The organism is Enterobacter sp. 3U4, assembly GCF_057224565.1.
Window position 1 is genome coordinate 1,372,933 of the sequence record NZ_CP136665.1, and the last position, 14,062, is coordinate 1,386,994.

The window sequence follows — 14,062 nt, forward strand, 5'->3', positions numbered from 1 at the left end:
TTCACTCTCTCTCCATGTTCAGCGGGAAATGACAGGCGTAAAGATGATTTTTGGCACCGGTCAGGCGTGGCGTCTCGATACATTTACGCTGAGCATAGGGGCACCGCGGACCCAGACGACAGCCGATCGGCAACGATTCCAGCAGCGGAATCGCCCCCGGCAGGGTGTTCAGGCGGCTCTTATGCGGCATGGCGCTGCCAAAATCGGGAATAGCGCGGATTAGCGCCTGCGTATACGGGTGATGCGGCGCGGTGATCAGGTCTTCACTCGGCGCGGTTTCGACCGTTTGTCCGCAGTACATGACGTCAATTTTATCCGCCCATTTGCTGAGCATTTGCAGGTCATGGCTGATCAGCAAAATGGTGGTGTTATTGTTCTGGTTAAGACGCGACAGCAGGCGGAAGATTTGCGCCTGCGTGGTGGGTTCCATCGCGTTTGTCGGTTCATCCGCAATCAACAGGCGCGGCTGATTGGCCAGCGCGATGGCAATCATCACTTTCTGACATTCGCCGTCGGTTAGCTCATAAGGGAAGCTGCGCATCGCATCTTTGTGATCTTTAATCCCGACGCGGTGTAAAAGCTCAATGGCGCGACGCTTGCGCCAGCCAACGCGCTGCCACCAGCGGCCTTTATAGGTCCAGCCGGGGATGTTCTGCATCAGCTGTTTGCCCACGCGTTCGGACGGGTCGAGACAGGACTGCGGCTCCTGGAAAATCATTGAGACGTTATGTCCGACAAGCTTACGCCGCTCGCGGGGAGAGAGGCGCAGCAGGTCGATATCATCAAACCGCATACGGTCTGCGGTCACGCGCCAGTTATCTTTCGCCACGCCGCAGATGGCTTTGGCGATCAGGCTTTTGCCTGAGCCGGATTCCCCCACCAGACCGCGAATTTCACCCTCCGCGAGGGTGATGCTGATGCGATCGACGGCTTTAACCCAGCCTTCACCGGTTTTGAATTCAATGGTGAGGTTGCGAATATCAAGAAGCGGCATTATTGCACCCCCGCGTTAATTGCACGGCGAATACCGTCGCCCAGCAGGTTGATCAGCAGCACGCTCACCATAATGGCCGCACCCGGCAGCATAACCGTCCACGGCGCCACGTAAATTAACTCCAGCGCGTCACCGAGCATCGCGCCCCATTCGGGCGACGGTAGCTGCGCGCCGAGGTCAAGGAAGCCGAGCGCCGCGATGTCCAGAATCGCCATCGACAGGGCGCGGGTGATCTCGGTGACCAGCCCGGAGGCGATGTTAGGCAGCACGGCAAACCACAGAATGTTGAAGGTCGTCGCGCCGTCCAGACGCGCGGCGACGACATACTCTTTTTCCAGCTCATCATGCACCATGCTGTAAACCGAGCGTACGATGCGGGGCAGGATAGCGAGCCAGACGGCGAACATGGCATGCGACAGGTGCGGACCGGCAAAGGCAACCACAATGATTGCCAGCAGCAGGGACGGAATCGACAGCAGCGTATCCAGAATGTGGTTAAGCACCGCCGAGCGCAGGCCATGCGTGGATCCCGCAAAAATACCCAGCGCCAGTCCACAGATCGTGGCCGCGAGCGTCACCACGAATGCGCCGCCCACCGTCGGGGCTGCACCGCTCAGCAGGCGGCTCAACACGTCACGTCCGAGGTCGTCCGTTCCCAGGAAGAAGGAGACTTCACCGTAGCGCGACCAGGACGGCGGCAGCAGCTGATAGCCTAGGAACTGCTGATCGATGCCATACGGCGCAAACCACGAGCCAAAGACGCACAGCAACACCAGGCCTGCGCAGCCATAAAGGCCGATCATTGCCGTGGTGTCACCATAGAATTTACGCCACACGGTACGCAGCACGCCGGGAGTGCGCTTTTCACTGTATACGCTATCGTAAGGCATACCATTCCTTATGCTTCAATGGGTTAGCCATGGCACCCAGAATATCGGACAACACGTTAACAATAATTACCAGCGAACCAATCACCATCACGCCTGCGGAAATAGCGGCGTAGTCCTGCTGGCGGATAGCGTTAATCAGCCATCGCCCAAGGCCTGGCCAGCTAAAGACCATCTCGGTGATCATGGCCAGCGTGAGCATGGTGGAAAACTGTAATCCCAGACGCGGAATAACCGGCGGCAGCGCGTTGTGCAGCACGTTGCGGCGCAGGATGGTCAGGCGCGACAGTCCGCGCGTGGCGGCGGCTTTGACATAGTTCTGGTCAAACACCTCGATGGTGCTCAGGCGCATCAGGCGAATCACTTCGGTTGTTGGCGCAACCGCCAGCGTCAGCACCGGCAATACCATATGGCGCAGGGCGCTGACGATCATCTCGTGGCGCCACACCGAATCGGACAGCCACGCGTCAATGATGGCAAAACCGGTCACCGTTTTAACCTTATAGAGCAGGTCGAAACGACCCGAAACCGGCAGCCAGCCCATCGTCAGCGAGAAGAAAAGCGTCAGCAGCAGCGCCAGCCAGAATACCGGAATGGAGAAGCCGAGCAGGGCGAGGGCGCTGATAAACTTATCCTGCCATTTATTGCGATAGATCCCGGCCAGCATGCCTACGGGAATGCCAACCATCAGGGCAAAGCCGAAGGCCAGAATGCACAGTTCCATTGTGGCCGGGAAAACCTCTTTCAACTGATCGGAAATAAGCTGCCCGTTAATGCTGGATACGCCGAAATCCCAGTGCAGCAGCCCGTTAAACCAGAACAGCCAGGCATCCCACAGCGACGACCCCTGGAGCGGGGCGTGGGGCGTAAAATAGCTCAGGCTGAAGCCAACAAAGTTCAGGAAAAAGAGCGTCACCAGCAGTAAAAGGAGCCGACGTAAGGTAAAAATAATCATGGTTTTTTCACCTCTTGTTCTTTTTCACGCGACACGCCGGCGAACGAGGCGTTGCCGAACGGACTCAGCACCAGACCTTTAATATCATAACGATAGGCCTGAAGACGCAGGGAAGAGGCCAGCGGCAGCACCGGCAGTTCCTGGGCAAGGATCTTCTGCGCTTCATCATAGGCATCGATGCGTGAGGCCAGCTGCTGGGAAGCCAGCGCTTTTTGCAGCACGGCGTCAAACTCCCGGTTGCACCAGTGGGCATAGTTGGTCTGCGAGTTTATCGCCGCGCAGCTCAGAAGCGGCCGGAAGAAGCTGTCCGGATCGTTACTGTCGGTCGCCCAGCCGGTCAGGGTTAAATCATGATTCATGTCCATCAGGCGCGCCTCCTGGAAACGGCCCTCAACCGGTACGATGATCACTTTCACGCCCACCTGCGCCATATCCGCCTGCAGCAGTTCGGCGGTCTTGAGCGGGCTCGGGTTCCACGCCTGGGAGCTGGTGGGCACCCAAAGCTGCAGCGTGAGGTTTTCCGCCCCCAGCGCCTTCAGCTGTTCACGCGCTTTTGCCGGATTGTATTCCGTAATTTTAGCTTCACCGTCATAGGCCCACGAGGCGCGCGGTAAAATTGAGGCAGCGGTTTCCGCCGTGCCATAGTAGATCGACTGCATCAGGCGCTGGTTGTTAATCGCCAGCGCCAGAGCGTGACGCACGGCAGGGTTATTCAGCGGCGGCTTATCCGTGTTAAAGGCCAGATAAGCGATATTCATGCCGGGGCGTAACGTCAGGCGCAGGCGCGGATCGTCGCGCAATATGGTGAGCTGGCTGGCCGCGGGCCAGGCAAGGACGTCACATTCCCCGGTGAGCAATTTCGACAGACGTCCGGTCCCGCCAGAACCGAGATCGACCACCACCTGCGGCATCAGCGGCGTGCCGCGCCAGAAATGCTCGTGGCGCTGCAGACGAATGTACTGCCCGGCACGGTATTCGGCCAGCTGGAACGGACCGGTGCCGACCGGCTGACGATCGAGCAGCTCCTGACGATCTTTTTTCGTCAGGTTCGCCGCGTATTCAGCGGACATGACCGACGCATAGTGGGTCGCCAGGTGCCAGAGGAAGGAGGCATCCGGGCGCGTCAGCGTAAATTCGACCGTGCGGTTATCCAGCTTGCGCACGCTTTTGACGGTGTCGGCAAACTGCAGGCTGTCAAAATAGGGGAAGTTACCGCCGTTAACGTTATGCCACGGATGGTTGCGGTTAAAAATGCGCTGGAAGGTGAAGACCACGTCATCTGCATTCAGCTTGCGCGTGGGGGTAAACCACGGTGTGCGCTGAAATGCGACGTCATCGCGCAGGTGAAAACGGTAGGTTGCGCCGTTATCCAGCACTTCCCAGCTTTCCGCAAGCTCGGGCACAAGACGGTAGGTGTACGGGTCAACGTCAAGGAGACGGTCATAAAGCTGCGCGGCAAGGGTATCCACAATCAGGCCGCTGCCCGCTTTTTGCGGGTTGAAGGTATCCACCTGGCCGCTTACGCAATAGACGAAGCCGCTGTCACGAATGTCAGGCTGCGGCGTTTGCCCGGGCGCGGCAAAGGCCAGGCTGCTAAACAGACCGAGTGCAAAAAAGGACGATAAAACCAGACGCATAATTTTTAAGGTTTTTAGGTTCGATCTGCAAAGTGTATCGCACTTACGCCTGCTTCGTAAAAATGTCTGCAGGTAAGTGCTGATATTGTCAGCGCATTTGATGCTTTTTGAGCAATGCCCTTAATTGATGGTAGGTCAGACCCAGCAGTTCAGCCGCCCGTTTCTGGTTATATTTCGCCGTCTGAAGGCTTTGCTCAAGCAGCCGTTTCTCCTGGTCGTGCTGGAACTGGCGTAAATCAAGGGGGAGAGCAGGGACATCGCCAGAAGACGTTAGCGCGGACAGCGGCGGCGCGCTGCGCTGAAAAGGATCGATAATGATGTTGTCCAGCTCGGTCTCGCTGCTGCCGTGGCGATAGACGGAACGTTCCACGACGTTTTTCAGTTCGCGGATATTTCCCGGCCAGTGGTAAGCAAGCAGCGTCTCCTGCGCATAATCGCTGAAGCCGGGGAACAGCGGCAGACCAAGCTCGCGGCACATCTGAATCGCAAACTGGTCTGCAAGCAGCATGATGTCGCTTCTGCGCTCGCGCAGGGGAGGAAGCTGAACGACGTCGAAGGCCAGGCGGTCGAGCAGGTCGGCACGGAATTTCTCCTGTGCCACCATCTCCGGCAGGTTGGCGTTAGTGGCGCACACCAGGCGCACATTGACCTGCAGCGGCTGGCTACCGCCGACGCGCTCCAGCTCGCCGTATTCGATCACACGCAGCAGTTTCTCCTGCACCAGCATGGGCGCGGTGGCTAGCTCATCAAGAAACAGCGTACCGCCGTCGGCGCGCTCAAAGCGTCCGGGATGGCGTTTCTGGGCGCCGGTAAAAGCGCCCGCTTCATGGCCGAAGAGCTCGGTATCAAGCAGGTTTTCATTCAGCGCCGCGCAGTTAAGGGAGATAAAGGGGCCGTCCCAGCGCCCGGATAAATAGTGCAGACGATTGGCGATAAGTTCCTTACCCGTACCGCGCTCGCCGATGATTAGCACCGGTTTGTTGAGCGGCGCCAGGCGAGAAACCTGTTCCAGCACTTCCAGAAAACTGTTTGCTTCGCCGAGTAAATTGTCTTTGTATCCAGGCATGATGAAATTAACCACTCCTTAGCGATATTCACCAGGGAAGAATAGTTCTTCACTGCATGAAAATCAACCATGGCTTTTTAAATCAATAAGATAAAAAGTTGGCATGATGTTTGTATTATCTGTACAGCAGGGCATAGCCCGATAACAGAACTATGAGGATTAGATTATGGGTATTTTTTCTCGTTTTGCCGACATCGTGAACGCCAACATCAACTCACTGCTGGAGAAAGCGGAAGATCCGCAGAAGCTGGTGCGTCTGATGATTCAGGAGATGGAAGACACGCTGGTTGAAGTGCGCTCTACCTCCGCCCGCGCGCTGGCGGAGAAAAAACAGCTTACGCGTCGTATTGAACAAGCTACCGCTCAGCTGAACGAATGGCAGGAAAAAGCTGAACTTGCGCTGCGCAAAGACAAAGAGGATCTGGCCCGTGCGGCGCTGATCGAAAAACAGAAGCTGGCTGATATGGTCGCTACGCTCGAGCATGAAGTAACGCTGGTGGATGACACGCTCACCCGTATGAAGAAAGAAATTGGTGAGCTTGAAAACAAACTGAACGAAACCCGCGCGCGTCAGCAGGCGCTGACCCTGCGTCACCAGGCGGCAAGCTCCTCCCGCGACGTGCGTCGTCAGCTGGACAGCGGTAAGCTTGATGAAGCGATGGCGCGTTTTGAATCGTTTGAACGTCGTATCGACCACATGGAAGCGGAAGCCGAAAGCCACGGCATCGGCAAGCAAAAGTCGCTGGATCAACAGTTCGCCGATCTGAAGGCTGATGATGAAATCAGCGAACAGCTCGCGGCACTGAAAGCCAAAATGAAGCAAGACAACCAATAATAATTCCTGCGGCACCTGAGCGTGCCGCATCGTAAGACAAGGAGTACACATGAGCGCGCTTTTTCTGGCCATTCCCCTGACAATTTTCGTGCTGTTTGTTTTGCCGATTTGGCTATGGCTGCACTACAGCAACCGTTCTTCACGGGGCGAACTTTCCCAGAGTGAACAACAGCGTCTGGTTCAGCTCTCCGATGAAGCGAACAAAATGCGCGAACGCATTCAGGCGCTGGAAGCCATCCTGGATGCTGAACATCCAAACTGGAGGGACCGTTAATGTCTGGACTGAATCTGAACAAAAAGCTGTGGCGAATTCCACAGCAGGGCATGGTGCGCGGCGTCTGTGCCGGGCTGGCTCATTATCTTGACGTCCCGGTTAAGCTGGTGCGCGTGGTGACGGTGCTGTCGATCTTCTTTGGTCTGGCATTTATTACCCTGGTTGCGTACATCGTGCTGTCGTTTGTTCTTGACCCGATGCCGGAAGGAGAACTGGCAGCGGAAGGCGCCCCCACCAGCAGCGATCTCCTTAATGCGGTTGATGAACAACTCGCTTCCGGGGAGAAGCGGTTACGGGAAATGGAACGCTATGTCACGTCGGATACCTTTACGCTGAGAAGTCGTTTTCGTCAGCTTTAAGAGAGAGAAGAGATGAAACAACACTGGCAACAGGCCGGTCAGAAGGTTAAACCCGGCCTCAAAATCGCAGGTAAACTGGTCCTGCTGACCGCGTTACGTTTCGGCCCGGCAGGCGTGGCGGGTTGGGCGATAAAATCCGTTGCCCGCAAGCCGGTCAGAATGGTACTGGCCGTGGCGCTCGAACCGCTGTTGCAAAAAGTGGCAAAACGCCTGTCGCGCCGCTACTTATCCCAGTAATTCCCGCACGCGTTAGCCCTTACTCTTCCGGGAGAGGGGCTGGCGACGATTAACCGCACTTCCTCGTTTCCCCTGCTTTCTTTGCGGCAGCTCACAATATTGTTCTGAGCTGCTTTGCAATCGTGTTTTCTCCTGCCCGGTCCGTTGACAGATATTTTTCATGGGAGTAGATTGCCACTTCGTGGGACCGCTACCATGGAAAATCAAGTGAACGAAAAAATTAAAGCACTCATTAATCTTATTTATGGGAAAACGTTTTCTGAAGCACATCTTCATGTGTTGCTGGAAAATATTGGAAAGGCCGCCTCTGTTATTACGGAAAGGCGTAAAATGGGCTGGGATGAAAAAGATGTCGTTTTGATAACCTATGCCGACCAGATTTCAGCGAAAGGGGGAGGAGCACTCCCGGTTTTTACACGTTTTTATAACAAATGGGTCGCATTCTTTTTCTCATGTCCATCTTTTGCCTTTTTATCCGTGGTCTTCGGATGACGGATTTTCTGTCATTGATTATCATGAAGTTGCGCCTGAAACGGGAACGTGGCGAGATGTTGCTGAATTAAAACAGTCAGCCAGCTTGATGTTTGATTTCGTCTGCAATCATATGTCGGCCAAAAGTGCCTGGTTTGCTAATTACCTGAAGCAAATGCCAGGGTATGATGATTTCTTTATTTCTGTCGATCCTGAAACAGATTTATCCGCGGTGACGCGTCCGCGTGCCTTACCGCTTCTTACGCCTTTCACACTTCATGATGGCAGCGTACGATACCTGTGGACCACCTTCAGTGAGGATCAGGTTGATCTCAACTTCGCCTCTCCGCAGGTGCTGATTGCGATGGTCGACGTGCTGCTGCGTTACCTTATTGAAGGGGCGCGATATATTCGACTGGATGCCGTTGGGTTCATGTGGAAAATACCTGGAACGAGCTGCATTCACCTTGAGCAAACCCACCAGCTCATCCAGCTTTTCCGCGCCATTACCGAGGCGGTTGCACCCGGCACGGTGATTATCACCGAGACGAACGTTCCGCATAAAGATAACGTCTCTTACTTCGGTGACGGCGAAAATGAAGCGCAGATGGTTTATCAGTTCTCTTTACCCCCGCTTGTACTGCATGCGGTGCATTGTCAGGATGTGCGCATGCTAAGCCAGTGGGCTGCGTCGCTTACGTTGCCTTCCACAAAAACGACCTGGTTCAACTTCCTGGCCTCGCATGATGGCATCGGTCTTAACCCATTACGCGGAATATTACCTGAGTCGGAGATCATCTCGCTTGTAGAGAAGCTTCAGTCCGAAGGCGCGTTGGTTAACTGGAAAAATAACCCGGATGGCACAAGAAGCCCTTATGAAATTAATGTGACCTATCTGGATGCATTAAGTACGCGAGAAAGTCATGATAGCGATCGCATTGCCCGATTTATTCTGGCTCATGCCGTCCTTTTAAGCTTCCCCGGTGTTCCTGCGATTTATATCCAGAGTATTCTCGGATCCCGCAATGATTATGATGGCGTAGAGCGCCTGGGGTATAACCGTGCGATAAATCGTGAGAAATATGCCGCGGGTCAAATTGATTGTGCGCTTGAAGATAAAAATAGCCTTCGTTATCAGGTTTACAGTGCGTTAAGTCAGTTAATCGTATTGCGCCGGGCGGAAAAAGCATTCCATCCTGACGGCGAGACTTATTTCAGCATGTCAGGGAAGCATGTTTTAAAAATTGTTCGCGTGGCGGATTGTGGTGAAAAAATAACAGGGCTATTTAATTTCAGTGATTCTCCTCAAACGGTTGAATCTGATATTCACTCCGGACGGGAATTGATTAGCGGAGAAGATATTACCGACACGACTCTGACCCTAAATCCATGGCAGGTTTTGTGGATTAAAGAAAACTAAAAAGGACCTTAAACATGAAAACACCCAGAATTGTGCTGATATCAGCACTGGTTTCGTGCGCCCTGTTATCAGGCTGTAAGGATGACAAAGCGTCCTCTGTCACCATTGAGTTTATGCACTCGTCGGTAGAGCAGGAGCGTCAGGCCGTTATTACGAAACTGATCGAAAAATTCGAGAAAGAGAACCCTGGCATCACGGTAAAACAGGTACCGGTGGAAGAGGATGCCTACAACACCAAGGTGATTACGCTGGCGAGAACCGGCGCGCTGCCTGAAGTGATTGAGGTCAGCCATGACTACGCAAAAGTAATGGATAAAGAACAGCTTCTGGATCGTGACGCTATTGCTGAAGCCGTTAAAGCGGTGGGGGAAAACACCTTCTATGACGGAATCTTACGCGTAGTCCGAACGGAAGATGGCGCAGCCTGGACGGGCGTGCCGGTCAGCGCCTGGCTTTCCGGCGTCTGGTATCACAAAGATGTGCTGGCCGCGGCGGGCATTGAGGAGCCGCATAACTGGGAACAGCTTCTGCAAGCCACCCAGCGCCTGAACGACCCGGCTAAAAAGCATTACGGCATCGCGCTGCCGACGGCGGAAAGCGTGATGACCGAGCAGTCATTCTCCCAGTTTGCCCTTTCCGGTGGCGCGAACGTGTTTGATGCAAAAGGCAATGTCGATATTGATACCCCGGAAATGGCAAAAGCGCTGGCGTTTTATAAAGCGCTGGCTGCGACCACCATGCCGGGTTCGAACGATGTCATGGAGATCAAAGACGCCTTCATGAACGGTTCTGCGCCGATGGCGGTTTACTCAACCTACATCCTGCCTGCCGTCTACAAGGACGGAAAGCCTTCTAATCTGGGCTTCGTTGTCCCGACTGAAACGTCATCGGCGGTGTACGGCATGATCACCTCTCTGACTATCACCACCGGGCAAACCGAAGAGGAGACCAAAGCGGCCGAGAAGTTTGTTACCTGGATGGAACAGGCTCAAAACGCGACGGACTGGGTCATGATGTCGCCGGGCGCGGCGCTGCCGGTGAATAAACTGGTGGTGGGCACGGATACCTGGAAAAACAACGACGTGATCAAAGCGTTTGGGCAGTTGCCTTATGAGCTGATTGCGCAGTTCCCGAACGTGCAGGTGTTTGGCGCTGTGGGGGATAAAAACTTCACACGCATGGGCGACGTGACGGGCTCCGGCATCATCAGTTCCATGGTGCATAACGTTACGGTGGGGCAGAAGGACCTTAACACAACGTTAAGCAGCAGCCAGAAGCGACTGACTGATCTCATTACACAACGATAGGAGCGCTCTGCGGAAGGAAATTATGAAGACGTTGTTTTCTGGTCGTTCAGATATGCCTTTCGCCATGCTGCTGTTGGCCCCCAGCCTGATTCTGCTGGGGGGCCTGGTGGCCTGGCCAATGATTTCCAATATTGAAATCAGTTTTTTACGCTTGCCGCTCAATCCGCGCATTAGCGCCGTGTTTGTCGGACTGGACAATTACATTCGCATTCTCAGCGATGCCGCTTTCTGGCACTCGCTGTGGATGACATTCTGGTACACGGCGCTGGTAGTGATTGGCAGCACGGTGCTGGGTCTTGCCGTCGCCCTCTTCTTTAATCGCGAATTTCGCCTGCGCAAAACGGCACGTTCACTGGTGATTTTATCCTACGTCACGCCGTCTATTTCGCTGGTGTTTGCCTGGAAATACATGTTCAACAACGGCTACGGCATCGTGAACTATCTGGGCGTAGACCTGTTGCACCTGTATGACCAGGCTCCGCTGTGGTTTGACAACCCGGGCAGCAGCTTCGTGCTGGTGGTGCTGTTCGCTATCTGGCGTTACTTCCCGTACGCGTTTATCTCATTCCTGGCGATTTTACAGACCATTGATAAATCCCTGTATGAAGCGGCGGAAATGGACGGCGCAAATGCCTGGCAGCGTTTTCGTATCGTCACGCTGCCCGCGATTATGCCGGTGCTGGCCACGGTGGTCACGCTTCGCACCATCTGGATGTTCTACATGTTTGCTGACGTCTACCTGCTGACCACGAAGGTCGATATTTTGGGCGTCTATCTCTACAAAACCGCATTCGCTTTCAACGATTTAGGTAAAGCAGCGGCGATCTCTGTGGTGCTGTTCGTGATCATCTTCGCGGTGATTCTGCTGACCAGAAAAAGGGTGAACCTCAATGGCAACAAATAAACGCGTACTGAGCCGTATTGGTTTTTATCTCGGGCTGGCGGTATTTCTGATCATCACGCTTTTCCCGTTCTTCGTGATGCTGATGACGTCATTCAAGAGTGCCAAAGAGGTGATCTCGCTCCATCCGACCATTCTGCCGCAGGCGTGGACGCTGCAGCATTACATCGACATCTTTAACCCGCTGATCTTCCCGTTTGTGGATTACTTCAGAAACAGCATGGTGGTGTCGCTGACCTCCTCGGTGATTGCCGTGTTTCTCGGTACGCTGGGCGCTTACGCCTTGTCCAAACTGCGTTTTAAGGGCCGCACGACGATCAATGCGAGTTTTTACACCGTCTACATGTTCTCCGGCATCTTGCTGGTGGTTCCGCTGTTCAAAATCATCACTGCCCTTGGGATCTACGACACCGAGCTGGCGCTGATTATCACCATGGTGACGCAGACATTACCGACGGCGGTGTTCATGCTTCGCAGCTACTTCGACACCATCCCGGACGAAATTGAAGAAGCCGCAATGATGGACGGCCTTAACCGCCTGCAAATCATCTTCCGTATTACCGTGCCGCTAGCGATATCCGGGCTCGTATCGGTGTTTGTCTACTGCTTCATGGTGGCGTGGAACGACTATCTGTTTGCGTCCATTTTCCTGTCCAGCGCCAGCAACTTCACCTTGCCGGTCGGGCTGAACACACTCTTTAGCACACCCGATTATATCTGGGGTCGCATGATGGCGGCATCGCTGGTGACGGCACTTCCGGTGGTCATCATGTATGCCCTGTCTGAACGTTTTATTAAAAGTGGTTTGACCGCCGGTGGCGTGAAGGGCTGAGGCGGCCAATTTTAACAAGGAGTCAATCATGAAAAAATTAGTTGCGACAGCGCCACGCGTGGCGGCGCTCGTAGAGTATGAAGATCGCCCGGTTGCTGGACATGAAGTGAAAATTCGTGCCTGCTTTGGCGCACCGAAACACGGTACGGAAGTGGTGGATTTTCGCGCGGCCAGTCCATTTATCGATGAAGAGTTCAATGCGGAGTGGCAGATGTTTACCCCGCGTGAAGAGGGGGCGGCCCGCGGGATCGAATTCGGTAAGTTCCAGCTGGGCAATATGATTGTTGGCGACATTATCGAATGCGGCGCTGACGTCACGGAATACCGGAGTGGCGATCGCGTCTGCTGTTACGGGCCGCTCCAGGAGACGGTCATCGTGAATGCCGTCAACAACTACAAGCTGCGTAAAATGCCGCAGGGGGCCTCCTGGAAGAACGCCGTTTGCTACGATCCGGCACAGTTTGCCATGAGCGGCGTGCGTGATGCCAACGTGCGGGTCGGGGATTTTGTCGTGGTGGTAGGCCTCGGCGCGATTGGGCAGATTGCTATCCAACTGGCGAAAAAAGCCGGCGCGTCAGTCGTCATCGGCGTGGATCCTATCGAACACCGTTGCGACATTGCCCGCCGTCATGGCGCGGACTACTGCCTGAACCCAATCGGCACAGATGTCGGTCTGGAAATTAAAAAGCTGACCGGGAAGCAGGGCGCAGACGTGATTATTGAGACCAGCGGCTTTGCAGATGCTCTGCAGTCCGCGCTGCGCGGCCTCGCCTACGGCGGCACCATTTCCTACGTTGCGTTCGCTAAACCGTTCGCTGCAGGCTTCAATCTGGGGCGTGAAGCCCACTTCAACAACGCGAAGATTGTCCTCTCCCGCGCCTGCAGTGAGCCAAACCCGGACTACCCGCGCTGGAGCCGCAAGCGTATTGAAGAGACCTGCTGGGAACTGCTGATGAACGGTTATCTGAATTGTGAAGATCTGATCGACCCGGTTGTGACCTTCACCACCAGCGCTGAAAGCTACATGAAATATGTGGATCAGCATCCGGAACTGAGCATCAAAATGGGCGTCACTTTTTAAGCTAAGGAAAGCAACTCATGAAAATCGCAACACAAAATCAGGCCTTTTTCCCGGGCAATATCCTGGAGAAATTCAAGTACATCAAAGCGATGGGTTTTGATGGCTATGAAATTGATGGCAAGCTGCTGGTAGAAAACCTCGCTGAGGTGAAAGCGGCGATTAAGGCCACCGGCCTGCCGGTCACGACCGCCTGCGGCGGATACGATGGCTGGATTGGTGACTTTATCGAAGAGCGTCGTCTGAACGGCTTAGCGCAGATTGAACGCATTCTGGAAGCGCTGGCCGAAGTGGGCGGCAAGGGCATTATCGTGCCTGCAGCCTGGGGAATGTTCACCTTCCGTTTACCGCCAATGACCTCACCACGCAGCCTCGAAGGCGACCGTAAAGCGGTGAGTGCTTCGCTGCGCTGGCTGGATGAGGTGGCAGCGCGCACCGGAACCACCGTCTACCTGGAGCCGCTGAACCGCTATCAGGATCACATGATCAACACCCTGGCTGACGCACGACGCTATATCGAAGAGAACGGCCTCAAGCACGTGCAGATCATCGGTGATTTCTATCATATGAACATTGAAGAAGATTCGCTAACGGAGGCGCTGCATCAGCATCGCGATCTGCTGGGCCATGTGCACATCGCTGATAACCACCGTTACCAGCCGGGAAGCGGTAGCCTCGATTTTGCCAGCCTGTTCGATCAGCTGCGTGAGGATAATTACCAGGGCTATGTGGTTTACGAGTGCCGCGTACGTGCTGAAGATCCCGCTCAGGCTTATCGGGACTCACTCACTTATTTACGCGAATGCTAA

General features: G+C 54.6%; 14 protein-coding genes and 1 pseudogene. 10 read left to right on the forward strand and 5 right to left on the reverse strand.

What is annotated here, in order from left to right:
• Nucleotide 1 precedes the first annotated feature (1 nt).
• The 5 genes from sapD to pspF form a co-directional block, all read right to left on the reverse strand.
• Nucleotides 2-994, reverse strand: coding sequence for a putrescine export ABC transporter ATP-binding protein SapD (sapD, locus tag RVY89_RS06485; protein ID WP_008501228.1), 993 nt, complete (start codon nt 992-994; stop codon nt 2-4).
• On the reverse strand, nt 994-1,884 hold the full coding sequence (gene sapC, locus RVY89_RS06490; RefSeq protein WP_045908876.1) for a putrescine export ABC transporter permease SapC: 891 nt from the start codon (nt 1,882-1,884) through the stop codon (nt 994-996). Before sapC ends, sapD begins: the two co-directional genes overlap by 1 nt.
• Nucleotides 1,871-2,836, reverse strand: coding sequence for a putrescine export ABC transporter permease SapB (sapB, locus tag RVY89_RS06495; RefSeq protein ID WP_484827235.1), 966 nt, complete (start codon nt 2,834-2,836; stop codon nt 1,871-1,873). The genes sapC and sapB overlap by 14 nt, the downstream gene beginning before the upstream one ends.
• Nucleotides 2,833-4,473, reverse strand: a complete 1,641-nt coding sequence (gene sapA, locus RVY89_RS06500) for an ABC transporter substrate-binding protein SapA (RefSeq protein WP_484827236.1) — start codon at nt 4,471-4,473, stop codon at nt 2,833-2,835. Before sapA ends, sapB begins: the two co-directional genes overlap by 4 nt.
• An 88-nt stretch (nt 4,474-4,561) precedes the next feature.
• On the reverse strand, nt 4,562-5,539 hold the full coding sequence (gene pspF, locus RVY89_RS06505) for a phage shock protein operon transcriptional activator (protein ID WP_484827237.1): 978 nt from the start codon (nt 5,537-5,539) through the stop codon (nt 4,562-4,564).
• Nucleotides 5,540-5,705: 166 nt separating this feature from the next.
• On the opposite strand from pspF, the gene pspA reads away from it, so the two are divergent.
• The 10 genes and pseudogenes from pspA to ycjR all read left to right on the forward strand — a co-directional run bounded on the left by pspA (nt 5,706) and on the right by ycjR (nt 14,062).
• On the forward strand, nt 5,706-6,374 hold the full coding sequence (gene pspA, locus RVY89_RS06510) for a phage shock protein PspA (protein WP_033145729.1): 669 nt from the start codon (nt 5,706-5,708) through the stop codon (nt 6,372-6,374).
• Between the two features lie 49 nt (nt 6,375-6,423).
• The gene (gene pspB, locus RVY89_RS06515) at nt 6,424-6,648 is read left to right on the forward strand and encodes an envelope stress response membrane protein PspB (protein ID WP_023312045.1); all 225 of its coding nucleotides are present in this window, start codon (nt 6,424-6,426) and stop codon (nt 6,646-6,648) included.
• Nucleotides 6,648-7,007: an envelope stress response membrane protein PspC gene (gene pspC, locus RVY89_RS06520; protein WP_484827238.1), complete on the forward strand. Its 360-nt coding sequence runs from the start codon at nt 6,648-6,650 to the stop codon at nt 7,005-7,007. Before pspB ends, pspC begins: the two co-directional genes overlap by 1 nt.
• A 12-nt stretch (nt 7,008-7,019) precedes the next feature.
• Nucleotides 7,020-7,244 carry a phage shock protein PspD gene (pspD, locus tag RVY89_RS06525; protein WP_023312043.1) on the forward strand — a complete coding sequence of 75 codons (225 nt, stop codon included), beginning with the start codon at nt 7,020-7,022 and terminating at the stop codon, nt 7,242-7,244.
• Between the two features lie 195 nt (nt 7,245-7,439).
• A pseudogene (locus RVY89_RS06530) lies at nt 7,440-9,135 on the forward strand (sugar phosphorylase).
• 14 nt (nt 9,136-9,149) lie between these two features.
• Nucleotides 9,150-10,442, forward strand: coding sequence for an ABC transporter substrate-binding protein (locus RVY89_RS06535; protein ID WP_484827239.1), 1,293 nt, complete (start codon nt 9,150-9,152; stop codon nt 10,440-10,442).
• A 22-nt stretch (nt 10,443-10,464) separates the two neighbouring features.
• The gene (locus RVY89_RS06540) at nt 10,465-11,346 is read left to right on the forward strand and encodes a carbohydrate ABC transporter permease (RefSeq protein WP_436438435.1); all 882 of its coding nucleotides are present in this window, start codon (nt 10,465-10,467) and stop codon (nt 11,344-11,346) included.
• Entirely contained in the window at nt 11,333-12,175 is an 843-nt protein-coding gene (locus RVY89_RS06545) for a carbohydrate ABC transporter permease (RefSeq protein WP_484827240.1), read from the forward strand. Before RVY89_RS06540 ends, RVY89_RS06545 begins: the two co-directional genes overlap by 14 nt.
• A 28-nt stretch (nt 12,176-12,203) precedes the next feature.
• On the forward strand, nt 12,204-13,256 hold the full coding sequence (gene ycjQ, locus RVY89_RS06550; protein WP_484827241.1) for a D-guloside 3-dehydrogenase: 1,053 nt from the start codon (nt 12,204-12,206) through the stop codon (nt 13,254-13,256).
• Between the two features lie 17 nt (nt 13,257-13,273).
• Nucleotides 13,274-14,062, forward strand: coding sequence for a 3-dehydro-D-guloside 4-epimerase (gene ycjR, locus RVY89_RS06555; RefSeq protein WP_484827242.1), 789 nt, complete (start codon nt 13,274-13,276; stop codon nt 14,060-14,062).

Bases quoted from the DNA above. Each gene is read 5' to 3' on its own strand.
- sapD (WP_008501228.1), bottom strand. From the start codon at position 994: ATGCCGCTTCTTGATATTCGCAACCTCACCATTGAATTCAAAACCGGT.
- sapC (WP_045908876.1), bottom strand. From the start codon at position 1,884: ATGCCTTACGATAGCGTATACAGTGAAAAGCGCACTCCCGGCGTGCTG.
- sapB (WP_484827235.1), bottom strand. From the start codon at position 2,836: ATGATTATTTTTACCTTACGTCGGCTCCTTTTACTGCTGGTGACGCTC.
- sapA (WP_484827236.1), bottom strand. From the start codon at position 4,473: ATGCGTCTGGTTTTATCGTCCTTTTTTGCACTCGGTCTGTTTAGCAGC.
- pspF (WP_484827237.1), bottom strand. From the start codon at position 5,539: ATGCCTGGATACAAAGACAATTTACTCGGCGAAGCAAACAGTTTTCTG.
- pspA (WP_033145729.1), top strand. From the start codon at position 5,706: ATGGGTATTTTTTCTCGTTTTGCCGACATCGTGAACGCCAACATCAAC.
- pspB (WP_023312045.1), top strand. From the start codon at position 6,424: ATGAGCGCGCTTTTTCTGGCCATTCCCCTGACAATTTTCGTGCTGTTT.
- pspC (WP_484827238.1), top strand. From the start codon at position 6,648: ATGTCTGGACTGAATCTGAACAAAAAGCTGTGGCGAATTCCACAGCAG.
- pspD (WP_023312043.1), top strand. From the start codon at position 7,020: ATGAAACAACACTGGCAACAGGCCGGTCAGAAGGTTAAACCCGGCCTC.
- RVY89_RS06535 (WP_484827239.1), top strand. From the start codon at position 9,150: ATGAAAACACCCAGAATTGTGCTGATATCAGCACTGGTTTCGTGCGCC.
- RVY89_RS06540 (WP_436438435.1), top strand. From the start codon at position 10,465: ATGAAGACGTTGTTTTCTGGTCGTTCAGATATGCCTTTCGCCATGCTG.
- RVY89_RS06545 (WP_484827240.1), top strand. From the start codon at position 11,333: ATGGCAACAAATAAACGCGTACTGAGCCGTATTGGTTTTTATCTCGGG.
- ycjQ (WP_484827241.1), top strand. From the start codon at position 12,204: ATGAAAAAATTAGTTGCGACAGCGCCACGCGTGGCGGCGCTCGTAGAG.
- ycjR (WP_484827242.1), top strand. From the start codon at position 13,274: ATGAAAATCGCAACACAAAATCAGGCCTTTTTCCCGGGCAATATCCTG.